This window comes from Cetobacterium sp. ZWU0022 (assembly GCF_000800875.1).
In the GTDB taxonomy this organism is placed as follows: Bacteria; Fusobacteriota; Fusobacteriia; order Fusobacteriales; family Fusobacteriaceae; genus Cetobacterium_A.
Genome location: NZ_JRJZ01000042.1, coordinates 18,084 through 44,684 on the forward strand (window position 1 = coordinate 18,084; position 26,601 = coordinate 44,684).

The following is a 26,601-nucleotide window of genomic DNA, read 5'->3' on the forward strand; positions in this document are numbered from 1 at the left end:
CTATACACCCTCCTCATTTGATAAAAATCTAGGATCAACAATCTCTCCTTTAATCGCTGAGGCAATTACTGTAAGTGGTGAAGCTAAATATACCGAACTTTTTTTACTTCCCATTCTTCCTATAAAGTTTCTATTAGTTGAAGATATACAAGTTTCTCCCTCTCCAAGTGCTCCTGAATGTATTCCTAAACAAGCTCCACAGCTCGAAGCTAATACAGTTGCTCCAGCATCTGATAAAATTTGTAAAATTCCATCTTTTGCACATCTATCCCATATCTCTTTTGAAGCTGGAGATATTAGCAATCTAGTTCCCTCTGCTATCTTTTTCCCTTTTATGAAGTCTGCCGCTATTTTCAAGTCGTTATATCTTCCACCTGTACATGATCCTATATAAGCTTGATCAATTTTAATATTCTTTAATTCTTTTGCCTTTATAACATTATCAACTTCATGAGGGCAAGAGCATAGGGGTTCTAACTTTTCTACATCAATTACAATTTTTTCTAAATATTTTCCATCACCATCTTCAGATAAGAATTCTACATCCTTATTTTTTATATCTATATTCAATGACTCTAAATATTTTTTTGTAATCTCATCATATTTTATAATCCCATTTTTTGCTCCTGCTTCAACAGCCATATTCGTAATACATAATCTCTCATCCATGATTAAGCTTTCTATTGCTTCTCCTGAAAACTCCATTGCTTTATAAGTTGCACCCGCATGACCTATTTTTCCTATAGCTGATAGTATTAAATCTTTAGCCATTACTCCTTTAGGAATTTTTCCTTTAAATTCAATTTTTATTGTTTCAGGCACTTTCAACCATATTTTTCCTGTAGCTAAAACTCCAAGCATCTCAGTCGAACCAATCCCTGTTGAAAATGCTGATAAAGCTCCATAGGTACAAGTATGACTATCAGTTCCTAAAATAACTTCCCCAGGTAAAACTCTCATTTTTTCAACCATAACTTGGTGGCATGGTCCTGCAAATTCGTAATAGTTTTTTACTCCATACTCTTTTGCCCAATCTCTTGTGAATTTTACAATACTTGCCTGATGAGCATTTGCAGGTGGAGTATAATGATCTGAAATAATCGTCACTTTTTCAGGATTCCAAATTTTTAACTTTAACGCTTTCATTTTTTCAGCTATTTCTATTCTTGGTCCTAAAATATCATCCATCATAGCTTGATCTACATCTACCCAAACAATGTCTCCTGCTTTTATTTTTTCAACTCCAGCAGCTCTTGCCAAAATTTTTTCTGTTAATGTCATCCTCAATTATCCTCCTGTTAACTATAAATTGTTAAATTAAAACCTCCAATTAAAATAAATAGAACTACTATCAACATATTCATCATAGAAATTATAAAAAGTTTTTTAAATTTTTGTGCAAAATCGTCACCTTTCACTTCATAAAACTCTGAGTAAGATGCCATAACAAAAGCTCCTCCTGTTGAAACAGGACTTAATCCCGATGGCGATGATCCGTTTATAACAGCTGATAAAAGTAGCGCTCCTGGAATTATGTTTTGAAGATTTAAAGTTTCTTGTATCACTGGAATTGTTGGAATCATCGTAGGCATAACAACCCCTGATGTTGAACTAAACAAACTCATTACACCTGAGGTTAAAGCTAAAATTGAAGCCGAAGTTTTTGGAGTCATCAATAATGCTAATGTATCTGCTAATAATTTTATTCCTCCTAAAAGAACAACCAGGTTCATCAAAATTCCCATTCCTGATATCAAAAGCAGTGTATTCCATGGTATTGAAGAAAGTGCTTCTTTTTCAGTTCCAACCTTTAAAAAAATCAAAATTACACTTATAAAAAAGGATAAAAAACCTATATTCATATTAAATCCTGCAACACCTATAACCATTATTAAAATTGCTAAAAGTGTAATCAATTGATCTCTATTAAACTTCGATTTTTCTGTTTCTTTAGTTGATGATTTTAATTTATATCCTTTTAAAAATATATATGATATTATGCTTGCAAATGCTGTTGCTAAAAATGTATTTATCATCATTGTTGTTGATAAATTTCCTGTAATACCAGCATTCCTAGCTAATTCTAATCCTATTATTCCTGTTGGAGCCCAAGGGGCAATTCCGCCACCAATGGATCCCAACTGTCCCATTGTTGTAAGCAAAAATGGATCTGAATCCAACTCTTTTGCTAATGGTATTCCAAAAAGTGCCGACAAGGCAAATCCCGCTATTGTCCCTGCACCTAAAAAAGTTATAAGATACATAACCACATACATCATAAGAGGCATTAAATACGCTCTTTTTCCAGAAATTTGAATCATTTTTACAACTATCAATTTTAATGTTCCATTATGCTGTGCTATTCCAAACAACATACTCACACCAGCTAACATCAAAAATAAAGATGAATTAAATCCTCTAATTATATCTCTAGTTGGAACATTTCCTATATAACCCAAAACCAATGATGTTCCTAACGCTAAAACCCCTATATTCATTTTTTTTAAAAAACCTAAAGTTATAGTAAATATCAAAAAAAATAATGCTCCAATTTGAATCCCCACTGACACCTCTCCTTTATTTATCTAATTTTTTTCCAAAAGTTACCTCTATCCCCTCTTCTAATCCTTGTCTCCAAACGCTCCATTCATGCTCCCCATCAACTATTCTTAAATTTGGAACATCATTTTTTGCTCTAAAAGCTTCAAAAAGTTCAAGAACATTTTTTTGATATATTTTCTCACCATATTTATCTTCTAAGTTATCCTTATCTCCAACTATTAAAAATACATTAGTTTTCAATTCTTTCTCCTCGTAATTTTTCCAATGATTTTTATAGTATTCTCTTTTTATATCTTCCTGAGTTACAGGTGATACTGCTGTGTGTCTTGGTGCAAGTTCTTCAAAAAGTGCAGGACTCATTAACAAAAGATTTCCAAATTTTTCAGGGTCATCTAAGAAAAATGTCATCACTCCAGCACCTCCCATAGATACTCCACCTAATCCTCTATCCATTCTATCTGTCGAAACTTTATATTGCTTATCTATTTCAGGAAAAAAATCTCTTTTAAAAGCTGTTTTTATTGATTCTTTTCCATCTACATACCATGAGTTTCCAGCAGCAGGCATCACTACAACCATCGGTTTTATTTTTTTTGTATTTATAAGTTTATCTAAAATTTTTACTATATCTCCATTTTTTTCTCCTAACCAACTATTCTGATCACCATTCAAACCATGAAAAAGAAATAAAATTGGAAAATCTCTTCCTTTTTCATAACCTTTAGGAATGTATGCTTTATACGAAATATTTCTCTTCAAAACATCCGAGTAAATAGTTCCGTCTTCTAATTCTCCTTTCCCAAAAGGTGTCAACGACAATACCAAAAGTCCTATTAAACACAATTTTTTCTTCAACATTCTATACACGCTCCCTAGATATTTACTACAATCTTACAAGCGAATTTGGTCCTATAGGTATATTCAAATAATACCATCCTATTAATAATAAGCCCCAACTCAAAATTGTAACTACTGTATAGGGAAGCATTAAAGATATTATGCTTCCTATTCCAGCTTTTTTATCATACTTTTGTAAAAACACAAGAATTATTGCAAAATAAGTCATTAATGGAGATATTATATTTGTGCTTGAGTCTCCAACTCTAAAAATCAACTGAGTAAACTCAGGAGTCAATCCTAAGTTATAAAACATTGGAACAAATACGGGTGCCATTATTGACCACTTTGCAGATGCCGATCCCATAAATAGATTTAAAATACAAGTTAACAATAAAAATAGTACAATTAATGGCAGTCCAACTAAATTAAACTCTTTTAATAATTCTGCACCTTTAACAGCTGCGATAATTCCTAAATTAGTATAGTTAAAATAAACTATAAATTGTGATGCAAATAATGCAAATGCTAAAAATCCTCCCACTTCACTTAAAGATTGAATTATCATTTTAGAAAAAGATGATGAATCTGTTATCTGTTTAGTTACAATTCCATAAACTGTTCCTGGGAGCATAAAAAACAACATAATAGCTGGCATTAATCCTCTCGAAAGAAATGTATTTATATTTCCGTTATCTCTTAAAACCCCATTTTCAGGTACCAGCATCATTAACATCACTAATATATATACGATGATTGTTATCACAGAAAATTTTAATCCTTTCTCCTCTTCACTTGATAGCGAACTCTCTAAGTTAATATCATTCTCCTCTTCACTTTCTTCAGAGTTTAACCTATCATATCTACCAAGCCTAGGTTCTATCATTTTTTCAGTTATAAATACCCCGATTACTGAAAGTAAAAAAGTGGAGATTATCATAAAATACCAATTAGAAGTAGGCAAAACCGTATAGTTTGGAATAAAAATTTTAGCTGCTTCAGTACTTATTCCTGAAACAATAGCATCTCCTGGACCTATCAATAAATTTGCTGCAAAGCCTGCTGATACTCCATAAAATGTAGCTGCAAAACCTGCTAACGGATGCCTGTTCAAAGCCTTAAAAATTTTAGCTCCAAGTGGAATTAAAATCAGATATCCTATCGCATCTGCAGCAACGTTAGACATTACTCCTAAAAAAATTAAAACAAAAGTTATATATCTTGGATTTGTTTTTATTAAAATTTTTTTTAAGATTACTACTAAAAGCCCTGTTTTTTCCGTTAATCCAACTCCTGCTATAGTTACTAACATCAATCCCAACGGTGCATAATTTATATAATTATTCGTAAAATTAGAAAATAAAAACAAAACTCCAGAAGAACTCAAAAGACTTCTAACCCTTACGTTCATCTCTTCAATATTGCTCGTCACTCTATTGAATCCTATATATGTTACATTTAAATTTGACCTTAATGCAATTTCAGAGATAATAATAATCACAATTGATAAAATTAAAAAGAGTACCACTGGATGAGGTAATTTATTACCTATCAACTCTACAACATTTAAAAATCTATTTATAAATCTTTTATTAAAACTACTTTTTTCTGAAATCTCCATTTTAAACAACCCCAAGACGTTCAGAAACTATTTCAATCAATATTTTTTCACCAATTGTTAAAGCTTCTTTTTTAAATGTCATTTTTTCATGGTGTAATCCTGGCACTGCTTCTGCTCCAATACCTAAATAGGAACTCTTACACTTCAAATCTCTTGTGAAATAATGGAAATCTTCACCTCCATAATTAACCATTCGCCCATAACTTTTTCCCAATACTTTTTCTATAGCTATTTTACAAGTTTGAACCATCTCCTCATCATAAGTAGCAGCAATCACTTCTCCGAAATATACCTCTTCTGCTGTAGCTCCGATAGATTTCGTTGCCATATCAACCGCAACTTTTACTTTTTCCTTCATTATCGACATAACTTCATTTGATTCAGATCTTATATCTAAAGCCAATAATGCTTCTGAAGGAATTTTATTATATGTTCTACCTTCAACAGAGATATTTGTAACTTTAATAGAATGATTTACTGCTGGATTTATCTTTATTGAATTAACAGCATTTGTGGCTAATACAGCCGCCTCTAAAGCACTAACTCCTAAATGTGGTCTTGCTCCATGAGCAGAAAGTCCTTTAATTTTATATCTAAGTTGAACTGTTGCAGAGTGATAAACAGCTTCTGAAGCTTCTCCAAGTTTCATATCTTCGATTGGTCTCAAATGAATTCCAATTAACTCATCAATCTTTCCTAATCTTGGATCTTTTAACATAGCTAAAGCTCCACCCGTTAATTCTTCTGCTGGTTGAAATATAATTTTTAAAATACCTTTTTTTATACCTTTTTCTTTACAATATTTTGCAGCTGCCATAACCATTGCACAGTTAGCATCGTGGCCACACGCATGTATATTAACAACCCTTCCATCAACTATAAACTCTAATGCATCCATATCTGCTCTCAAAGCTAGTATTGGCCCTGGTTTACCACTATCATAAATAGCAACTATTCCTGTTCCTCCTACTTTCTTATGTATTTTGAAGTCATATTTTTCCAATTCTGAAATTAATATTTTAGATGTTTCAAATTCTTCAAAACCTCTTTCAGGAATCTCGTGTAATCTATCAAATAGTTGTTCTACATAATTTTTTCCCAATTTCTTCCTCCTTAATTTTTTTTATCCTCTAGAGTAAAGATTATCAAGTCAAACAACTCTTTTGTTGAAAACTTTTTAGTTTTATTTTTTAATATATTTTTATAAAAATTTTTCTTCTCACAAACTTTTATAAGTCTAAATATCTCTTCTATATTTGATTTGACAAATTTGTGAGCGTTTTCTTTTCTCATAGCCTCCTTCAATGTAATAGGGTAATTTATCACTGAAAAAAAGCTATCTATTCCTTTTTCATGTGTTTTCCAAGCATCTTCTGTAACTCCTCCTGCAATTGCAATGACTGGAACATCAAATTTTTTAGCTATCTTTGCAACTCCTATTGGAGCTTTTCCCATAGCAGTTTGATTATCTAATCTTCCCTCTCCAGTTATAACAAAATCCACATCTTGTATTTTGTTTTCTATTCCAACTTTTTCCAACACAATCTCTATACCCGGAGATAGCTTTCCATTTAAAAAAGCTACTAAACCTCCTCCTAAACCTCCTGCAGCACCTGCTCCAGATAAATTTGATATATCTATCTTGATCTCTTTTTTTATAACTTCTGCTAAATGTTTTAATCCTTTATCTAGTTTTTTTACCATCTCTTCTGTTGCACCTTTTTGTCTCGAATAAATTTCAGCAGCTCCATTCTCACCATAAAAAGTATTATCTACATCACAAGCTATTAAAAATTTACATTTTTTTAATTCTGAAATTGCCTCTGACGAATCAATATATTTAACTTTAGATAAAATTTCTCCTCCAAATCCTAACTCTACTTTATCTTTATCTAAAAATTTATATCCTAAAGCTTGTAACATTCCTAGTCCTGCATCATTTGTTGCACTTCCTCCTATTCCAATTATGAACTCTCTACATCCTTTTTCTATTGCATTTTTTATTAACTCTCCTGTTCCATAAGTCGTAGTTTTCATAGGATTTCTTTTTTGAATTGGAACCAATGTCAATCCTGAAGCTTCCGCCATCTCTATAACTGCAGTTTTTTTATCCCCCATTATTCCATATCTAGCCTCAATCTTTTCCATAAGTGGATTATTGACTTTCAATGATACAAATTCACCATTAGTTCCTTCTACTAAAGAGACCACTGTTCCCTCTCCACCATCTGCTATAGGTATCTTTGTCACTTCTGCATCTATATAAACCTTCTTTATTCCTTCTTCTATCGCTTCTCCAAGTTCTAAAGAACTTAAACTTCCTTTAAACGAGTCAATTGCCACTAATACTTTCATAAGATTCTCCTTTATTAAATAAATCTAAACAATCCCAACAAAGACATTATTGGAACGAACGCTACACAAAATACACTCCATCCTAAAAGTTCTATAAAAATTTTTTTGGAGTCTAGTTTTGAAAAAATAGCGTCACTTGACAGTGCCGATATTATAAGAGCCCCAATTGTACTCATAGGTGAAAATCCGGCAAAAGATGATGTAACTGCAATGGATGTCACTATATCGGCTGCTGGAATACTGTTTCCTAAGTTTTCAATTATTCCGCCTACTGTTGGTAATAACGTAGGTAAAACAACCCCTAATGTTGATGAAAACCAACTCATACTTCCTGCCATTATTCCAGAAATCATTCCCGCAGTTCTATTCCCCATAATAGCTGATAAATATTCTGTTAAAAGTTTTATTCCTCCAGAAGATATTACAAAACTCATCAATACTCCTACCCCTGTTACCATAACTATAGTATTCCATGGAATAATTCTTAAAACATTCTTCTCTGTATCCACTTTCATTAGAATCAAAAATACGCCTATTATAAAGCCACTTATTCCTACATCCATTTTAAAAATTGTTATAAATATAATCAAAATAGCTATCCCTAATAAACATAACTTATCATTTTTATCAAATTCAAGATTTTCACCTTCTTGAGTTGAATTTACATCTTCTATTGCTTTTACCTGATGTCCTTTATATGCAAAGAAAAATATAATTGATAACAACACTGTTACTATTGTTGCATTTATAAAAAGAGGTTTAATTATATCTGTTATACCTTGATCATTTAAAAGTTTACTTACTAAAATTCCTTCAGGAGTTATACTTGTGAATCTTCCTGCATATGTTGCTGCAGAACCAATCAACATCAACATCACAGGATTGTATCCACTTTTGTGAGAAAGTGGAACTGATATAGCTAAAACAAGAATAACTGCTGGAATACATCCTGGTCCTACTGCTGCTACAAGCAATCCAACCAAATATATGATTATTGGTATTAAAAAGATTTTTTTTCCTATTCTTATTACAAAAGATTTAACTATTTTTTCCAAAACTCCATTATTTTGAACAATACAAAATAAAAAAGAGATTCCCAATAGTGTTAAAAATAAAGAACCACTGAATCCTCTTCCTATGTTTCTAGGCTCAAAGTTAGAGTTCAAATATGAAAGAATTCCAGCTCCTGTTATTGCTAATATTCCGACATTTATTTTTTTCAAAAATCCTAAAGCTATAACTAAAAATAGGGTTATAAGAGCTATAAAACCAGGATTCATATTTTACTCCTCCCCTGTATAAGTACTTATTTCAACTAAATTTTCGTCAGCATCTCTTAAATAGATACTTTCGATTTTTCCCATAGCTCCTGTTCTTGAAACTATCCCTAATTCAATTGGAACATTTTTTTCTTCCAGTTCTTTATAGATATCATGAATATTTCCCTCTGCAATTAAACAGATATCTGCACTTCCAAAAGTTACATTTTTTGCTGCTGGTAAAAACTCTGCTTTCTCTCTATGAATATTTATTTTTTGATTTCCGAATTTAACTGCATATCTGTCGTTTCGATTATCCAACTCCATTCCTAATATATCTACATAAAAATATAAACATTTTTCTAAATGATTTGTCGTTATAACCAAATGATCTAAATTTTTTATTTTCATATCTATTTCCCCTTTTTTTTATTTTTATTAATTTACTTTATTTACACTCTCCCCAGAAAAATAAAGTTTTAAGTTATTTATTGCTATTTTTAACAATCTTTCTCTTGATTCTTTTGGTGCCCAAGCTATGTGAGGTGTTATTATGCAGTTTTTAGCTTTCAAAAGAATATTCTCATCTAAAATAGGTTCTGTTGAAGCAACATCTGCAGCATAATATCCTATTTTCCCATTTTCTAAATACTTATACACATCACTTTCTTTAGCTAACTCTCCTCTTGAAGTATTAATTAAAATAACTCCATTCTTCATCTTCAAGATATTTTCCTCACGTATAAGTTCTTTAGTTTGAATTGTTAATGGACAATGAAATGTTATTATATCCGATCTCTTTAGTAATTCATCTAACTCTACTCGATATTTTTCTGAATCTTTATTTGAATATCGGTCATAAACTAAAACATTCATTCCAAAAGCCTTAGCTATAGGAATATTTTCTTTCCCTATATTCCCAGCTCCAACAATCCCTAAAGTTTTTCCCTCTAATTCGATTAAAGGATAGTCCCAAAAACAAAAATCTTTTCTTTTTTGCCATTCCCCAGATTTTACCTTCAAACTATGATCCCAAACATGATGAGCTATCTCTAATATTAATGCAAATACAAATTGAACAACAGCCTTTCTACTATACCCAGGTGTATTTGTTACCACAATTCCTTTTTCTCTTGCATACTCTACATCAACAATGTTATATCCAGCTGCTAAAACACCTATATATTTTAAATTTTTACAAGAATCTATAACAGATTTATCTATTCTAGTTTTATTTGTAAATATAATTTTACTGTCCCCTATTCTTTCTAAAACTTCCTCAGGAGAAGTTCTGTCATAAATAACAACCTCTCCCAAAGTTTTCAATTCATCCCAACATAAGTCACCAGGATTCAGTGTATACCCATCTAAAACAACTATTTTCATATATTAACTCCTTTTAAAAAACACATATTAAATCCTCATCTATATTTATGTGATGACCACTGTAAACTCCTGGAATTGTCTTTTTACACTCTTTGGCAACTTTAAGTAATTTTTTAAAATCAATTCCTGTATCTATATTCACTTTGTCTAGCATATAAACAAAATCTTCTGTTGATAAATTTCCAGATGCTCCTGGGGCAAACGGACATCCACCCATCCCTCCTATCGAAGCTTGAATGTGCTTAATTCCACTTTCTATTGCAACATAAGAGTTCAGCATCCCCATATTTCTTGTATCGTGAATATGTATATGAAACTCTATATTTGGAAACTTCTCTAATAAATTTTCTACAACATTTTTCACTTGAGTCGGATTTGCAACTCCAATTGTGTCACATAAATTTATTGTTGTTATTCCTATTTTTACAGCTTTTTCTACATATTTTTCAAGTTGCTCATAAGTAACCTCTCCATCAAATGGACATCCAAATACTGTAGCTGCGTCTAAATTTACATACATCTCTGGAAACTCTTCAATAATTTGTTTTAACTCTTCAAAAGATTCATCCACACTTCTATTTACATTGGCTTTATTATGTCCCTCCGAAACAGAAATTACATAAGTTATTTCTCTCAAGCCTATATCAAAAGCTCTCTTTGCTCCTCTATAATTAGGAACCAACGCAAAAAATCTAATATCTTTATATTTCTCTAAAAAGTATTTAACAATCTCTTCAGCATCTTGCATTTGTGGTATATGTTTTGGAGAAACAAAAGATGTTAGCTGCATTCTTCTCATTCCTGCATCTATTAATTTTTCAATTATCTCTTTCTTTTTATTTGTTGCTATAAATTCTGTTACATTTTGAAATCCATCTCTCGGACCTATCTCTATTATCTCTACTTCATTTCTGTAATTCATTGTCACTCTCCCTAAATAAAAAACTTAAAGTATTCCTAAAAAAATTCCGAATAATACCATCACAAAAGATATTATAAGTAGATATTTTAAGCTGAATTTTATATGATCTTTCAACTCTACTCCAGCTAAACCAATCGCTAAAAAAGTTGTTGGTACGCATGGATTTATTACTGTTCCAACGTTTTGTCCTATCAACATGGCTAACGCTATATTCTTTGGACTAATTCTGAAGTTTCCAACTGATTCTATTACAACCGGAACAAACGAATAATAATATAAATCTGAACTGAAAGCGATTCCAATCGCACTTCCTAAACTTCCCAAAACTCTACCTATTTGAGGTAAGAGAATTGTCGGAAATATATATATCAAAATATCTGCTAACGATTTAGTCATTCCACTTTCTTTAAATATTCCTAAAAATACTCCTGCTGCTAAAAATGTCCCCGCTGTGTTAAATGCTACAGCTGCATTTTTTTCTATGACTCTAACTTGATCCTTTCCATCGCTAAAATTCAACAATAAAGCCATACCGGTAGCAATTAAAAATATAAAATAGCTAGGTATTTTTGAAAATCTAATCATTAACAATATCGTAATTACTGTTAGACAAAAATTTTTACCCCAAGATAACCAATTGATTTTGTAAATATTACTTGACCCTTGACTTTCCTCATCTGCAACAGTTTTTAAACTCTCTATTCTTTTTTCTTTATTACCAAAATATATCGCAAATATAATTACCACAAGACTTCCAACTATTTGAAGTGGTAAAACCTCTTTCCACAACTCTTGAGGGGTTACCTCCACTCCAAAGCTTTGTAAAACTACAGAGGTTCTTATAACCGTTCCACCCCAAGGAATCATATTCCAAACTCCTGTTATTCCTCCAATTATTGTCAACATCGATAAAATATTCATTTTAAATTTTTTATAAATAGGTAACATAACTGGAATAGTTACTAAATATGTTGTTGCTGTAGCTCCATCTAATTGACCCACAAGAGCAATCAATGCTGTTGAGATATAAATCAAAATTTTATTTTTTCCTGAATATTTAACTAAAAAACTTATTATTGGATCGAACAATCCTTTCTCATTCATAATTCCAAAATAAATTATAGAAAACATAAATAAAATAGCGTTATTCATTGTCAATTTAACACCGTTTGTTGCCCAATTGACAACTTCAACCACTTGATAGCTCTTGCTTCCTAAAGAGACAAAAGTATCTGTAAACAAAACTACTCCTAAAACAGCTATAAAAGGAAATATTATAAACGCTACAATTGGAGAAGTTTTATTTTTTAATAGGCAAATAGTCATTACTACTAACATCAAAAATGCAACTATGGATAAAATCATTTTTTTCCCCTCTTCTTAGAAAACTTTTTCTTCTTTCAGTTTTAAAATTGTCTCCTCATCTAATTTCAAAATATTTTTTAATACTTCATCTAAATGTTCACCAAGAAGTGGAGCAGGCGTCTTTATTACAGCTGGTGTTTCACTAAACTTTAAATGATTTCCAGTTAGCTTCATTTTTCCAGCTATCGGGTGTTCAACTTCAACAAACATCTCTCTTGATAATACGTGCGGATCTGCTACAACTTTATCTATCGTATTTATCGGTGCCGCAGGGATTCCTTTTGCCAATAACTTTTCAACCGTTTCATCAATCTCTTTATCTTTTAACCAATTTTCAATTATAGGCTTCAACTGAGCATGATTTTCAACTCTTTTAGAATTTATTACAAATCTTTCATCTGTTTTCAGATCTTCTCTTTTCATTATTTCAGTTAACAATCCAAAAAGTTTATCGTTTCCACAGCCGATTACTAAACTACCATCTTTCGCTTTAAATGAGTCATAAGGATATACAGATTCATATCTATTTCCTATTTTTTCTGGTATTTTTCCGCCAACTAAGTATATTTGTGTAATTATTTCCATAGATGATATAACCGAATCCACTAAAGCGACATCGACTTTTTGTCCTATTCCTGTCTTATTTTTATGATTAAGTGCACCTAAAACTCCAATAGTAACACTTAATCCTGCTAAAACATCTGCCATAGCTGTTCCTGTTCTTGTTGGTTCTCCCCCTGGCCATCCTGTAGTACTCATCAATCCTCCAACAGCTTGCCCTATGATGTCATATCCAGCTCTATTTTTATAAGGTCCTGTATGACCAAAGCCAGAAACACATCCATATACAATTCCAGGGTTTATTTTTTTTAAAGTTTCATACCCTAATCCTAACTTTTCCATTGTTCCAGGTCTAAAATTCTCTAACAAAATATCAGCATCTTTTAAAAGATCAAAAAATATTTGTTTTCCTTTTTCACTTTTTAAGTTTAAAGTTATTCCTTTTTTATTTCTGTTTAAATTCATGTAATAAGCACTTTCTCCATTTACAAAAGGAGCAAAACTTCTACTATCATCCCCTTTCCCAGGAACCTCTATTTTTATTACTTCAGCTCCCATGTCAGCTAAAAGCATTCCACAATAAGGTCCTGCTAACACTCTTGTTAAATCTAAAACTCTAACTCCACTTAATGCACCCATTTATTACCTCCATTTTATTCTAGTCGACTAGTCGTCTTGATTTTAATATATACTACATAACTGATTCTTTTGTCAAATTTTTTTTATTTGTTGACTAATCATAATTTTAGAATATACTTTAAGTATAATAAATTTAATTTAAGGAGATCTTTCTTATGAAATTACTAGAACCTGAGAAAAATGAAAGTATCAAGCAGAACATTTATAGGAATTTGAAATATAATATTATGTCATTAACATTAAAACCAGGAGAAAAAATAAGCGAAAGCGAATTACAAAAACTATTTAATGCAAGCAAGTCTCCTATCAGAGAAGCCTTAGCTAAACTAAAAGAGGAAAATCTTATTGATGTTATCCCCCAAAAAGGAACTTTTATATCTAAAATTAATCTAAAATTAGTTGAAAGTACACTATTTATAAGAAAAGTTGTCGAAAATGAAGTATTATTTTTAGCAAAAACTTCCAAAAAAGATAAATTAGAATTTATTAAAAATTTAGATAAAAATTTTTTGGAAATGAAATCAATTATTTCTATCTGCAAAAAACCCGAAAACCTTTTAAATCTATTTGATCTTGATAAAGAGTTCCATAAAATTATTTTTAACTTTATTGACAAAGCAGAAGTTTGGGATATAATTTCTTCTTCGAGCACACATTATGAAAGATTTAGAGTTCTTGAAACTCCTGAGCTAAATAACATTTTATTCATCTTAGAACAGCATCAAAGAATTATCGACCTACTAAAAGGTACAAATGATGATAATATATCTTCTATAAGGGATTTACATGTAAAAAACTTTACAAACTCTTTCGAAAACCTAGTACAAAAATATCCAGATTATTTTTTAAAATAAAAAAAGGAGCTAAATCAGCTCCTTTTTTTACTCTTTAAAAAACTATAACCATAACATTTTCATCTGGTCTTTGATCATTTGATTTTCTATTTACTTTTCCGTTGGTTATCCAGTCAAATAAAAATTTAATATGTGCCTCAGAATTTCTAATACATTTTCTAGTTCCTTCAACCGTTCCCAAAGTACCATCTTTCTGCTCTAAGAAAAAATCTCTATTTATATTTTCTTCAAAATCGATAGGGGTTCCATGAATATATCCTCCACCAGAAAATCTGATTGCATATTTCGCTAATCCAGCCAACCTTCCATACTGATCAGTATAAAACATCTCGTATTTAGCTACCGGAACTATAAAATTTCCTTTTGGCGTTTCAAATCCTAAAGTACTTTCTAATCCAGTTTTATTTAAAGTATAAGATATTAGTTCCCACTCTTCATTTTTATTTTTTTCAAATATTCCTTGATTTTCATTTTCTAAATCTATAACTATAACTTTTTTGAAATTTGAGTTAACCACGGGATTTCTTGACAAAACCCTCTTATGAACTTTTAATGGTTTTTCTGGAATTGAAAAAACATTCACATATGCGTAGTCTCCCTCTAGCGATTCTATCGACATTAAGGATCTATCAGGGATATATATTATTTCATCTCCATACATTCCCACAGCATTCTGATCTGCTGAAACTCCATATTTATCTTTCAATCGATTCATATTTTCATTTTTAGGATTTGGAATATATGTATTCGTTGAAACTAACTCTTTACCTAATTTTGCTTCACTTTTAAGGAAGTTTGATAAATCTTCAACTTTTTTATTCATTTTTTCAAATCTAAATTTTCTTATCGAAACTAAATTAGCAGAAACATAACCTATTACACTTTCTCCTGTCGTAGTTTTTATGGAAACTTTATACCAGTCATTTTTTCCAACTTTTATTTTTTCTAAAACTTTCATTTTGGTATTATATGGTAATCTCATAATTTCTTGAGAATTAATTGATGAATCTTTTCTTATTGGAGCATCTATTGTTTTTACAAATACATAGTTTAAAAACTCTGGTTCTGATTCATTATTTTTTATATTGACCTTTACACCAAGAGGTATTACTTCAGTGTATTTTTCTAACATAAGTTTTGATTCTGCATACAAAGTAGTCATAAAAAAAATATTGATTATTATAAGTTTTAAAATCTTAATCATTTTAACAACCCTAAATTATAAGTTAAAAATCTCTAAATATTTTTCTATAACTTCTTTAGGTTCAGCTCTTTTAGTATAATCGGCATCTATATATGCATAAACAATTTCTCTAGAAGAATTAACTATATATGTAGCTGGTATTGGCAGTATTCTATCCTTATTTCCTTGTGATTCCTCTAAGTCAATTCCAAATCCTTTATATACCTCTTCTATTGTCTCAGTGATATCAAATGCTAAGTTTAATTTTTTAGCAAGCTCATTATTAATATCTGAAAATACTTTAAAATTCAAGTTCGCTGTATCCACTGAACTATCTGGTTTTTCTGGAGATATTGCAATCATATTTACTTCTTTTTTATTTTGAAGTATTTTATTATAAGCTGCAAGCTCTAAATTACAATAAGGACACCATGTTCCTCTATAAAAACTTATTATGCTTGGTTTATTGTCTAAGATTTTTACCAACTCAACCTCTTCACTTAAGCTATTAAGTAATTTCGAATTTTCAATTTTATCCCCAACATTAAACGCTCTTTTTTCTACATCTTCGTTTTTTAAGTTTTGTGTTGCCTTTAACATCTTCGTCAATGTTTCCGGGGCAACTCTCTCTTTTGTTGCTTCTCTTCTTTCAGCTAATTTTTTTTCAAGAATTTCCATTTCAATCACCCCTTTTATAACTCACAAGCTGTTTTTTTTGATTTATTTACAAATTCCTGAATTTTATCTGTTCCAACGTAACTCTTTACCCCATCAATTTTACAAACTGTTACCAATGTTGGAACTGCTCTTACTCCATATTTAATTCCTAACTCTTCATTCTCCTCTATATCTTTAATTAGTAAATCAGAGGTATCTTTTAAAATTTCCTTTGCTGTTATACAGTGCTTACATGTTTTTGAAGTTAATAAAATTTTTTCCATTTTTTGCCTCCTAAGATTTAAATTTGTTATGCTCTTAGGATAATATAAAAAAAAATTAAAAACAACTAGTCACTATTTTGTTACCTAGTTACAATTTAGTTTCTACTTATATTTTCTTCAAATTTACAACCGAAAGCTTTCATGTCTACTAAAATTGGTAAAAGTTCGCTTCCACACTCAGTTAAATAGTAATATGATTCAACACTATTTTCTTTATAAACCTTTCTATTCTCAACAATTTTATGTAAAATAAGAAGATTTAATTGTTCAATAAGAATTTTTTTGCTACATCCCAAAACTCTTTGTAATTCCCCTAATCTCATCTCTCCATCTCTTAATTTAAAAAGTATAGTAGGAATCCATTTTTTGCCTAGAATTAGTGCTGTTAATTCAACAGGACAGTGATCTATTTTTTTTATTTCCATAAAATCTCCCCTCTTGCATCTTAATATTTTTTATTAAATTACTCTAATATTATCCTCATTATAGCCATATATCTCAAGTCTGTCAAAAATAATTTCGAACAGTTACAAAAAAGTAACTAGTTTACATTGTTTCTTAATTTGTGATATGGTAGAATCAAAAAGGAGTTGAGCTTTATGAAAAAAATTTTAATATTTAGTTTTTTAGTTTCTGCTATTTCTTTCGCAAACGAATCTATTGGTATTGGAAAAAACGAAAGATACGGTTATGAAATAAAATTGAAGGTTGAAAAGGATTCAGATGGCAAAATTAAAGATATTCAAGTTTTAGAAAATAATACAAAAAAAAGTATTTCACAAAAAGCGATTCCTGAATTAATCAAACGAGCTAAAACTAATAATTCTGCTGATATCGATTATGTTTCTGGTGCAAGCTATACATCCGATGTCTTTATCAAAGCTTTAAGTGATGCTTTAAAAAAATAGGAGAAAAAATTTATGAGAGAGATAACTTGCCCTTTAGAAGCTGTTTTTTTTATTTTAAGAGGAAAATGGATTCCTATTATCTTGTGGAGAATGAGATTAGGAAATCAACGTTTAACCGATTTAAAAAAAGTTATAGTTGGATGCAATGAAAAAATGTTAATACAACACTTAAATGATATGATTGAGTACGGTCTTATTGAAAAAATTGAGTATGATGTTTTTCCTAAGCACACTGAATATGTTTTAACCGAATTCGGAAAAGAATTAATTCCCACTCTTGCAAAATTTCAAGAGCTAGGAATAAAATATTTGGGAAAAAATATTTAATACTAACAAAAAAGTGAGTTATTCATTAATAATCAAAAAAATGTTAACATAAAATCAATCTTAATACAAAATATTTAAGGAGGAGATTTTATGAAAAAAGAAATTATCACAAGTATTTTTGTTACAAGTATCTCTGCTTTTGGATTTAGTTTAGAAAGCTCTGGAGTTGAAAATGGTTTTATTAAAGAAAAGTATGGTAAATTTGGCTCTCAAAATATAAATGGAATGCCATCTCTTTCACTGCCTTTAAAATGGAAAAACTCACCTAAAAATACAAAATCTTTTGCTCTTGTTATGCAAGATTTAGATGCTATCCCTGTTACAGGTTTTTCTTGGATTCATTGGGTCGCTATTATTCCAGGAAACTATAACGAATTAAAAGAAAATGCTAGTTTAGAGGATAAAAATATTATTCAAGGTGTCAACAGTTGGGTTTCATCTATGGGAGGCCTATCTAAATCTGAAGCTTCTCATTTTGGAGGACCTGCTCCTCCTGATAAACCGCACACTTATAATATAACTCTTTATGCTTTAGACAAAGAAATTTCTTTTACAAATGGATTTTATTTAAACGATTTATACAAAGAGATGGAAGGGCATATTTTAGAAAGTGTCACATTAAAAGCTGATTACCGAAACTAATTATGCTATTAAAAACCATAAGGAAAGTCTTATGGTTTTTTTATTAAATATTTTATTTTTATAAAAATATTAAGAAAACTTTAGTTTATATAGTTTTTTATATTCAAAATTATCAACAATATTTTTTTATATTGATATTTAACTGAAAAAATTTTTTTATTAAATATTTTAACTTTTAATTCATTGCTATGATTACAGTAACAACTAAATTTAAGTTATTTTGAAGTTTAGTTGAAAAATTTTTGGAGGGGATTTAATGAAGTTTAAAGGATCAATTGGATTAAGTTTTTTTCTTTTAGCATCTTCTCTTCTTGCTAAAGAAGTAGTTGTGGCTCCTATTGTTGAAACAACATCTGAAGTTGTAACTGAAGAATTAGTTCTTGCTAAAGAAGTATCTATGATTCCAACAGAACAAATGTCATTCAAACCATCTGGTAGCTTCGGATTACAGTTAAAGTATTATGGACAAACTGAAGGTAGTAAGGCTGGGGAAGGAAAATGGAATAATAACAATGAATCTATGAGAGCACAATACTTACTAGATTTAAAAGCAACTGAAAAGACAAGAGTTCAATTCAGATTGAGAGATTATCAAGCTCTTAATTCAGAAAAAGAAGGGGATTTAGGTAGCGATAAACGTCTAAGAGTTTATCATGCTCATAACGATTTATTTACATCATTCTTTGAATACAGAGGTGCGACACGTTTCGTGGTGAAAAGTCACGACATGCTTAAAGTAGCTTAATCTTTAGTGAAATAGTAGAGAACTTTATTTCTGAAAGATGAAATGAGAGAGTAACGTCTTGAAGCATCTTCTCTAATACTCCGGCATGCATAGGTTGTACTATTTACAACTCTTTGTATGAAGCCCGGTGAAGTCAGTTGAAAACTTTCTTTAGAATTTAGTGTTCGTTTCCCGACGACTATAAAACTTATAATTAAAATATTTAATATACACTGTCCATGTCTTTTTGTATTTTATATATATTTTTAGAAAGTTGATAAACTGGGAGTGGAGCTCTATATGGTGAGTATGCAAGTTCCTTCACACTTGCTGACAAAGTTACGAATTAAAGAGTCTAGAATTCAAAATATAGTGATATATTTAATGTGGCGCTTTCCCATTTGTTTTATTAAGTACATATGTAAGTGAGGATTAGTAAGAATCTCTGTTATGAAAATCCTTGTTTTGTTATAGGCAATTCCAAGCTTACAGGCTCATAGTAACCACCTAAGTAGAGTTATATACATAGGAAATAAGGAACGTGGAAAGCAGAATACAACCATTTATATAAATTGTGGTTGGTAGATATAAGTGTTTTAACGAAATTCTTTTGATTCTGTGAGAGTAGGGGCATAGTACCTATGAAACCATGATAATAAGTGGTGGAGGGATGGCCCCAAGTCAATTTTTTTAATTTTATAGGTTTTATGCTAACTACTACTTTTAATGATTAAAAAAAATTGATGGAACGCCGTATGCGGTGAAAGTCGCACGTACGGTGTGGAGCAGGGGAAAAGATGGAGATAATATCAAATTCTTACCTATTGCTATAATTAGTTAATGATGTAAAAAGATTTACTTATGAAGGAAGATTTCAGTTAGTTGACAGATTGGTTGGTGCACCATTTACAGATTTCAAAATCGCACCTGGATTTAGACATACTATGGCTAAAGATAACGGTGGTGGATACTCTAATAGAGCTATTTTGAACACTTACACTTTCATGAAACTACCTCTTGGTATTGGATTTGAAAATAATCTTTATTTGAGACAAGACTTTTACAATCATGATTTTGAAAAAGCTCCTAATCAATATGAAGATAAAGAGTTCGCAGTAGACTTCGAATCATATATCTACAAATCATTCCCACTATACGAAATGAATAAAGTTGCCTTTTCTTTAAATTTTGAAGGTGGATATGACCCGTACACATTTAGACAATATGAACGTTACGCAATGAAAGATGGTGTAGCTAAATATACTGATAAAAACTCGTACTCTTTATATACTTTAGTTGATGTATCTATGGCTTATAAAATTACTGATGCTGTTACATTAACTACTGGTATTGCTGCTGAATATAGAAACTGGGATATCCAAGAGGAGAGTAGAGCAAAAAATTGGAGATGGCAACCTCAAGCATTTGCTATGTTAGAAACAAAATTTTAAATAACTAAATACTCCCTGCCAACTTAACTTTTGGCAGGGATTTTTATAAAAATCAAAAAGAAAGGAGGATCACTATTTTGTACAATCTAGTCTTAAACGAACTTGAAAAAACCTTAAAAAAATATGACATCAATCAATATAATCTATATACTAAGATTAGTTTTCTATACGAATTTTTAAATAAAAAAACAGATAAAAATTTTAAATTAGAGATTTTGGATATTTTTTATAATTTGAAAAATATGAATAATTCATCCTTAGATATCGAGACTTTTCTAAGAACTCATTACAAAGATAAATCTATCAACATCCTCTTTATATATCTTTGGTATAAAATTTTAAATAAAAATTATAATGAACAGATTATTTTTCAAAAAATTGAAACTGATTATAAAAATAGTAGCGAATATCGAACCTTTAAATTAAATTTACCTAAAATAAATGAAGTAATTGAATTACAAGACATCGCTTTTGACGAGATTGTGAATAATTCTAATCAGATTCTAAGTAATAAAATCGAGTTTACTAGCAATGAATTCTTTGATTTTGTTGAATTGGAATATAATTCTATCTGTCAAAAAATTGAAGTTTATAACTCAACCAATGAAATTATTGTTAGAATTTGTATTGAAGGCTCTCTTTTTTATAGCCACAATAACTCTTCCGAGCATGTTCTTTTAAAAAAAGGAGATGTATTTATTGTAAATCAATCTATTTTGAACGATGCAACTTTTTTAACCGAACAATGTAAGTTACTAATCTTTAAAATAAAAAGTCCATTTATTTTAAAAATTTTAAATACAAAATTTAAGAAAAATTCTATATCTCTAATAACGCTATATAGAATAGAACTTCTATTAAATGATTATGAATCTACTGAAAAGGATATTTTTCTTCTAAAAATTCTTTCAAACATTTTAAACCACCAACATGTCGAGTCTACAGTGGATTCTTTTTACTGTTGCGACTCACAATTCAATGAAATCATTAAATACATTGATAATAATATCGATAAAGGATTAACAGTCAAAACTCTGGAAAAAAAATATAAAGTTTATAATAAAATTTTAAATGATAAATTTAAAAAATATTTAAATATACTTCCTTCTGAATATTTATTAGAGCAAAAATTATTGAGAGCTGCATTGATATTGAAAACAACTAATTATAAGATAAACTATATTTCAGACACTCTCTCTTTTACTTCAGCTAATAATTTTACTGTCAGCTTTAAAAATAAATTTGGCTTAACTCCTCTTAAATATAGAAATAAATATCTTTGATAGAAAAATTGCTCCCTTTACACTGATTAAAATTTATTTAATCCGTGTAAAGGGAGCTTTCTTATACATTAAGTGTATTTATTTTTTAATTTTAAAACTATTACTGTTAAAGGAAGAATATATAAATATAATGAGTATGGTATTATTTTATATGCTGGAATATCCAACATTAATGCTGGAACAGCTATTGCTATATTCCAAGGTATTAATGGACTTAATATTACACAACTATTTTCTATGTCTAAAGCTAATTCTTCATTTGAAAATCCACTTTTTTGATAGATATCTTTCATAATCTGGGATGTTAAAAGTATGGATGTCGATTGGCTTGAACTCGCTGCAGCCGTTATAATTGCAACAAAAATTGTATATAAATATATCTTACATTCATTTTTGAAGCTTCCTATTCTTTCAGAGAAAATCTTTAAAGCCCCTAATTTATCAACTAAATTTACTAAACCACAAGAAAGCAGTGCCATAACCATTGCTGTTCCCATTGAAAATATACCACCTCCCTTTACTATATTAGACAATTCATTTTCAACAGGAAGCTTAAACCCATAAATCAAAGTTTCAAAAATATAAAGTATATTTCTGTCTCTATTTTCTTGTAAAAACCATCCTAAAATTAAACTTAAAAGAATACTTATAAATATTGTATACTTAATATTTTTCTTTAAAAGACACATTATTATAAGATAAACTAATGGAATAAATACTAAAAATTTAAGATAAAAATTTTGTTCTAATAAAACTAAAATATCATTTTCTATAAATCTTACATCTATATCCTTTCCAAAATAATAATATACTCCTAAAGTGATTAGATAAGGTATGATACAGGTTCTAAACATTCTTCGCACATTATCATATATATTTGTTTGTGTTAAAATAGACACAAAATTAGCACTCGATGACATTGGAGATCCTCTATCACCAAAATAAGCTCCTGATATCACACTTCCTGCAACTATATATAAATCTAATCCGATTCCTCTAGCTAATGATACCATCACCAAGCCAATTGTTCCAACAGTTCCAAAAGAGCTTCCAATTAAAAACGAAAACAAAGATGTTATCAAAAAAGAAAATAGATAGAAGTAATTTGGTTCAATAATCTTAATTCCATAATATATTAAAGCTGGAATTGTTCCCGAAATAAACCAGCTAGCTGATAGGGCTCCTAATAAAGCAAATATCAAAACCAATAGATATGATTTTTTTGTTCCTTCTATAACTATTTCTAAGCTCTTTTTCAATGTTTCAAATCTTTTTATTGAGAAGAGTAAGGTTCCTAAAAAAATCATTGATAATACAATCAATAATGCCGATTGTGTTTTAAAAGAATATACTATTGAAATAACAATAAAAAATAGATGTAGCATCTAATCCCCCTCCTTCATTCACTAATTTATAATTTAATATTTTCAGATGAAATACTATATATATAATGTAACATCTCTTCTTCTTTATAAATTTTGATAAATTCACCCTCAAGTTTCATCCCAACTCTTTGTGCGACTTTAGAAGATTTAATATTTTCAGGTCGAATTTGAGCTATAACCTTATTTACTTTTAGAATATTAAATGCATAGTCTATAAATACTTTTACAGCCTCTGTAGCATATCCATTCCCCCAATATTTTTTATCTATAATATATGCAACTCCAACATTTTTTTCTCCACCTATTTCTTCTATTAAAGGTCCCATAACTCCAATAAAATCACCTGTATTTTTTTGAATAACAGAAAAATAACTAAATCCTTCATTTTTATAACGAATTTTATTTTTTTCTATCCATTCTCTTGTTTCATCTTCAGAAAACCCATGTCCCCAAGCATACATAATCTCTTCATCTTTTAATATTTTATGAATTTTATTAAAATCCATATCAACAATCTTTCTAAATTTTAACCTTTCACTTTCTACTATGTATTCGTTTTTTAAATCCATGAATTTCTACCTCCTAGAAATTTAATCAATTTATAAGGTATAGTATCACGAATTAATCTGAAAACAAATATTTAGATTTAAATTTAAGATAAAAAATAGAGGGATTAACGCCCTCTATTAAAATCTATTAAAAATTAACTAGTTTACTTTGTCCTCATAAAGTGGACCTGGATTTTGCATCATTTCATAGTGCATTTGCATCATCTTTGTTTCGTTTGTCGCTCTAATATGAGCTATATCTCTATTTAGTTGCTCTACCTTAGCCCAATCAATCTTATCTTGAGCTAATGCTTTTGATATCTCTAGTTCTTTTTCTTGAATTGCAATCTTTTGCATCTGCATATCTTTTTTCATTTCAGGTGTCATCATCTTTGAAGTCATCATACCTTTTCCTCCAGCTCCCATCATAGGACATTGGCACGGCATTCCACTTTGCATCATCGGCATATTTTCCATTTTTCCACCCTGCATCATACCACCCATTTGCCCTGCTGAAAATAGTGATGTTGACAATAAAACTGTTCCTAATATAAATAGTTTTTTCATTTTTTCCTCCTATTACTTTTTAATAAGAAAATTTGCCTTAAAGGCTTACAAGAATTTTACAAACTTTAATATCTCCTTCCTTCTTTCATTGTAATAAATACTTTTTTTCATGAAGTTCTATTATTTACTTCTCTAATCATCCTTATAAATATGAGGATGATATTATAGAAAGTAAATATTTTAAATTTCTAATATGATAATGCTTTAGATAAAAATTCATATTTTTTTATTGTATCTACGATTTTTTTAGGTGATGAGCTTTTTTCAATAGTTTCTAAAAAGTCACAATTATCGACTAACTCTAAAAATTGAGTTAAAGCATCTAAATAATCTTTTGAAACTGTTCCACAAAAAGCTAGTAAATACTTTACAGGTTTTTTATCAGGGAAATAAACAGGTTTATCTAGTGATATCAAGGCCATTCCTGAACAATTCACATCTTCTGAAAGTTCACCATGAGGAATTGCTAATAAATTTGTTATAACTATATAAGAACCGTACTTTTCAACCTTGTTTATCATCGTTTGAATATATCTTTCAGTTACACATCCTGATTCTACTAGAAGTTCACCTGCAACTTGAATAGCTTCTTGCCATGTATCTGCTTTTTGCCTTAATTTTATGACATCTGCTTGGATAAATTCTGAGAGTTTTTTTCCTCTTTCTTTTAAATCATCTATAATTTTTCCATCTAAAATTACTTTCAGATCTTTTACTAAAAACTTCTTATCATTTATATCACAATGTTTTGATATAGTATCATAGATAACTGAAAGAGAAACTTTATCCAAATGCTTTGGAAGATTATATAAATCTAAAGTCTCTATATCTTTCTCTTTTAAAATCGTATTTATTGAGACTATGGGTATTTCAATATCTATTTCTATTGTTGTTAATGTAGTTATTATCAAATCTATTTTTCTTGAGAAATCTATGTTATTCAATTGATTAAGTGGAATTGTATCCAATATATTTATATTGTATCTTTGCTTTAGCTGCTGCTCTAATAATTTTGAAGTTCCATATCCATACCCACAAACTAAAATTATATTTTTAGTTTGCTCTCTTCTACTTTTCCATCTATCCAAAGCTGTTTTAAAGTGTAATGCAATGAAAGATACTTCATCTTCATTTAATGGAATTCCTAAAAGTTCATCTAAAATAACTAACGCTTCTTCCGTATCTTTATATAATGTTGGAAACTTTTCTAAGACCTCCTTCGATATTGAATTTTGTAATTTCAATCCATTTTTTACTCTATGTAATGCTGGCTTTATATGATTTACAAGTCCATTTATCAAGGTTTCATCTTTACTTAAATCTACTTTATGAAGTTTTTTAAACTGTAAAACTATTTTCTTTACTAAAATCTCTATTTCTAACCACTCTTTATATGCTAAATTTGATAAAGAAAAATTACTACATCCCAAAAAGTAATCTGTTAATTTTGTCAATTCAAAATTTGAAATCTCTATATTAAAATTTGCCTCTATTAAAGAGATACTCTTCTTTAAAACCTCATACTCTTTTGTATCCTCATAAAATTTTATATTATTACTTTTTTTTATTTCATTCCTACTTTCAATTCTTTTTACCATAATTAAAATATAGTTTGAAAGGATAAAGTATGTTTCATCTGTTATCACTGTATTTAGTTGCTTTACAATGTAGTTTATAAATTTTTCAATCTCCGCAATATCAATATTTAAATATTTTTCTTTTATAAAGTTATATATATACCTACGTTCTAAATCCTTTTCTAAAATAGTATTTCCATATTCATTTATCAATTTTAATTGGAGATTTCTCAAATCTCCCTCTTCTCCTATCAACTTTAAACCAAGATTAGAAACCTCTAATTCCAATGCATTTTCCTTTAATATTTTCTTTACTTCAGTCAGTTCTGTTTTTATAGTTGTTCTTGTTAAATCGAACTCTTTACATAGTTGTGATATACATATCTCACCTTGAAATAAAACTTTTATCAATATTATTAACTGCCTATGTTCATTGAAAAAAATCTCTTTAAAATTAGATTTTATAAAAATACTTATCTCTTCAATCTCTTTATGAAAAAGTTCACCCTTACTCTGTTTTTGAATTAAGCTAACTCCTTGAGCTTCAAAGATTTCATTTATTTTATCTATATCATATCTGATAGTTCTCTCATTCGCTTTTGTAACTATAGAAAGTTCTTTCAAATTTGTTCTTCCGTTTTCTTCAACTATAAATTTTAAAATCTCATATACTCTTTTATTCATTCCCATCCATCCCTTTCAAA

The 26,601-nt window shown here is 29.5% G+C and carries 27 protein-coding genes; 7 read left to right on the top strand and 20 right to left on the bottom strand.

The genetic code is table 11. The features are described from left to right. Genes L988_RS04635 through L988_RS04690 form a run of 12 tightly spaced genes read right to left on the bottom strand, consistent with a single transcriptional unit; the run spans position 1 to position 13,507 of the window. Positions 1 to 1,281 (bottom strand): 3-isopropylmalate dehydratase large subunit, encoded by a 1,281-nt coding sequence (locus L988_RS04635; protein WP_047382059.1) that lies wholly within the window; start codon positions 1,279 to 1,281, stop codon positions 1 to 3. A 17-nt stretch (positions 1,282 to 1,298) separates the two neighbouring features. Continuing rightward, entirely contained in the window at positions 1,299 to 2,564 is a 1,266-nt protein-coding gene (locus L988_RS04640; protein ID WP_052191691.1) for an SLC13 family permease, read from the bottom strand. A 13-nt stretch (positions 2,565 to 2,577) separates the two neighbouring features. Beyond that, positions 2,578 to 3,420, bottom strand: coding sequence for an esterase family protein (locus tag L988_RS13225; RefSeq protein WP_052191692.1), 843 nt, complete (start codon positions 3,418 to 3,420; stop codon positions 2,578 to 2,580). Between the two features lie 25 nt (positions 3,421 to 3,445). Then, complete coding sequence (locus tag L988_RS04650) at positions 3,446 to 5,020, bottom strand: AbgT family transporter (protein WP_047382061.1); 1,575 nt, start codon at positions 5,018 to 5,020, stop codon at positions 3,446 to 3,448. Between the two features lies 1 nt (position 5,021). Beyond that, a complete protein-coding gene (locus tag L988_RS04655) occupies positions 5,022 to 6,122 on the bottom strand; it encodes an amidohydrolase (protein ID WP_047382063.1) in 1,101 nt (366 codons plus the stop codon). Between the two features lie 11 nt (positions 6,123 to 6,133). Beyond that, positions 6,134 to 7,375: a glycerate kinase gene (locus L988_RS04660; protein ID WP_081982859.1), complete on the bottom strand. Its 1,242-nt coding sequence runs from the start codon at positions 7,373 to 7,375 to the stop codon at positions 6,134 to 6,136. Positions 7,376 to 7,389: 14 nt separating this feature from the next. Then, on the bottom strand, positions 7,390 to 8,655 hold the full coding sequence (locus tag L988_RS04665; protein WP_047382066.1) for an SLC13 family permease: 1,266 nt from the start codon (positions 8,653 to 8,655) through the stop codon (positions 7,390 to 7,392). Positions 8,656 to 8,658: 3 nt separating this feature from the next. Further along, positions 8,659 to 9,045: a VOC family protein gene (locus L988_RS04670; protein ID WP_047382067.1), complete on the bottom strand. Its 387-nt coding sequence runs from the start codon at positions 9,043 to 9,045 to the stop codon at positions 8,659 to 8,661. A gap of 27 nt (positions 9,046 to 9,072) precedes the next feature. Beyond that, complete coding sequence (locus L988_RS04675; protein ID WP_047382069.1) at positions 9,073 to 10,020, bottom strand: D-2-hydroxyacid dehydrogenase; 948 nt, start codon at positions 10,018 to 10,020, stop codon at positions 9,073 to 9,075. A gap of 13 nt (positions 10,021 to 10,033) precedes the next feature. Continuing rightward, on the bottom strand, positions 10,034 to 10,942 hold the full coding sequence (locus tag L988_RS04680; RefSeq protein WP_047382070.1) for a hydroxymethylglutaryl-CoA lyase: 909 nt from the start codon (positions 10,940 to 10,942) through the stop codon (positions 10,034 to 10,036). Between the two features lie 24 nt (positions 10,943 to 10,966). Then, positions 10,967 to 12,307: an SLC13 family permease gene (locus tag L988_RS04685; protein WP_047382071.1), complete on the bottom strand. Its 1,341-nt coding sequence runs from the start codon at positions 12,305 to 12,307 to the stop codon at positions 10,967 to 10,969. A gap of 15 nt (positions 12,308 to 12,322) precedes the next feature. Then, a complete protein-coding gene (locus L988_RS04690; protein ID WP_047382074.1) occupies positions 12,323 to 13,507 on the bottom strand; it encodes a CaiB/BaiF CoA-transferase family protein in 1,185 nt (394 codons plus the stop codon). Between the two features lie 155 nt (positions 13,508 to 13,662). On the opposite strand from L988_RS04690, the gene L988_RS04695 reads away from it, so the two are divergent. Further along, positions 13,663 to 14,361 (top strand): GntR family transcriptional regulator, encoded by a 699-nt coding sequence (locus L988_RS04695; protein ID WP_047382076.1) that lies wholly within the window; start codon positions 13,663 to 13,665, stop codon positions 14,359 to 14,361. Between the two features lie 34 nt (positions 14,362 to 14,395). Here the strand turns inward: L988_RS04695 and L988_RS04700 are convergent, their stop codons facing one another. The 4 genes from L988_RS04700 to L988_RS04715 all read right to left on the bottom strand — a co-directional run bounded on the left by L988_RS04700 (position 14,396) and on the right by L988_RS04715 (position 16,910). Then, positions 14,396 to 15,565 (bottom strand): L,D-transpeptidase family protein, encoded by a 1,170-nt coding sequence (locus L988_RS04700; protein ID WP_052191693.1) that lies wholly within the window; start codon positions 15,563 to 15,565, stop codon positions 14,396 to 14,398. Positions 15,566 to 15,580: 15 nt separating this feature from the next. Next, positions 15,581 to 16,222, bottom strand: a complete 642-nt coding sequence (locus L988_RS04705) for a peroxiredoxin-like family protein (RefSeq protein WP_047382078.1) — start codon at positions 16,220 to 16,222, stop codon at positions 15,581 to 15,583. Between the two features lie 14 nt (positions 16,223 to 16,236). Then, positions 16,237 to 16,485 carry a thioredoxin family protein gene (locus tag L988_RS04710; protein ID WP_047382080.1) on the bottom strand — a complete coding sequence of 83 codons (249 nt, stop codon included), beginning with the start codon at positions 16,483 to 16,485 and terminating at the stop codon, positions 16,237 to 16,239. 95 nt (positions 16,486 to 16,580) lie between these two features. Further along, a complete protein-coding gene (locus L988_RS04715) occupies positions 16,581 to 16,910 on the bottom strand; it encodes a helix-turn-helix domain-containing protein (RefSeq protein WP_052191694.1) in 330 nt (109 codons plus the stop codon). A 174-nt stretch (positions 16,911 to 17,084) separates the two neighbouring features. On the opposite strand from L988_RS04715, the gene L988_RS04720 reads away from it, so the two are divergent. The 6 genes from L988_RS04720 to L988_RS04745 all read left to right on the top strand — a co-directional run bounded on the left by L988_RS04720 (position 17,085) and on the right by L988_RS04745 (position 21,820). After that, positions 17,085 to 17,393, top strand: a complete 309-nt coding sequence (locus tag L988_RS04720; protein WP_047382082.1) for an FMN-binding protein — start codon at positions 17,085 to 17,087, stop codon at positions 17,391 to 17,393. Between the two features lie 12 nt (positions 17,394 to 17,405). Next, entirely contained in the window at positions 17,406 to 17,720 is a 315-nt protein-coding gene (locus tag L988_RS04725) for a helix-turn-helix domain-containing protein (RefSeq protein WP_047382085.1), read from the top strand. Between the two features lie 90 nt (positions 17,721 to 17,810). Continuing rightward, the gene (locus tag L988_RS04730) at positions 17,811 to 18,362 is read left to right on the top strand and encodes a YbhB/YbcL family Raf kinase inhibitor-like protein (RefSeq protein ID WP_052191695.1); all 552 of its coding nucleotides are present in this window, start codon (positions 17,811 to 17,813) and stop codon (positions 18,360 to 18,362) included. A 256-nt stretch (positions 18,363 to 18,618) separates the two neighbouring features. Then, on the top strand, positions 18,619 to 19,107 hold the full coding sequence (locus L988_RS04735) for a hypothetical protein (RefSeq protein ID WP_047382086.1): 489 nt from the start codon (positions 18,619 to 18,621) through the stop codon (positions 19,105 to 19,107). 869 nt (positions 19,108 to 19,976) lie between these two features. Further along, positions 19,977 to 20,537: a hypothetical protein gene (locus tag L988_RS04740; RefSeq protein WP_052191696.1), complete on the top strand. Its 561-nt coding sequence runs from the start codon at positions 19,977 to 19,979 to the stop codon at positions 20,535 to 20,537. Between the two features lie 77 nt (positions 20,538 to 20,614). Next, positions 20,615 to 21,820: a helix-turn-helix transcriptional regulator gene (locus tag L988_RS04745; RefSeq protein WP_047382087.1), complete on the top strand. Its 1,206-nt coding sequence runs from the start codon at positions 20,615 to 20,617 to the stop codon at positions 21,818 to 21,820. A gap of 68 nt (positions 21,821 to 21,888) precedes the next feature. Here the strand turns inward: L988_RS04745 and L988_RS04750 are convergent, their stop codons facing one another. The 4 genes from L988_RS04750 to L988_RS04765 form a co-directional block, all read right to left on the bottom strand. Then, positions 21,889 to 23,205: a Na+/H+ antiporter NhaC family protein gene (locus L988_RS04750; RefSeq protein ID WP_047382090.1), complete on the bottom strand. Its 1,317-nt coding sequence runs from the start codon at positions 23,203 to 23,205 to the stop codon at positions 21,889 to 21,891. 26 nt (positions 23,206 to 23,231) lie between these two features. Beyond that, positions 23,232 to 23,774: a GNAT family N-acetyltransferase gene (locus L988_RS04755; RefSeq protein ID WP_047382092.1), complete on the bottom strand. Its 543-nt coding sequence runs from the start codon at positions 23,772 to 23,774 to the stop codon at positions 23,232 to 23,234. A 138-nt stretch (positions 23,775 to 23,912) separates the two neighbouring features. Further along, positions 23,913 to 24,320, bottom strand: coding sequence for a hypothetical protein (locus L988_RS04760; protein WP_047382094.1), 408 nt, complete (start codon positions 24,318 to 24,320; stop codon positions 23,913 to 23,915). A gap of 188 nt (positions 24,321 to 24,508) precedes the next feature. Then, complete coding sequence (locus tag L988_RS04765; RefSeq protein WP_047382098.1) at positions 24,509 to 26,581, bottom strand: transcription antiterminator; 2,073 nt, start codon at positions 26,579 to 26,581, stop codon at positions 24,509 to 24,511. Positions 26,582 to 26,601 lie beyond the last annotated feature (20 nt).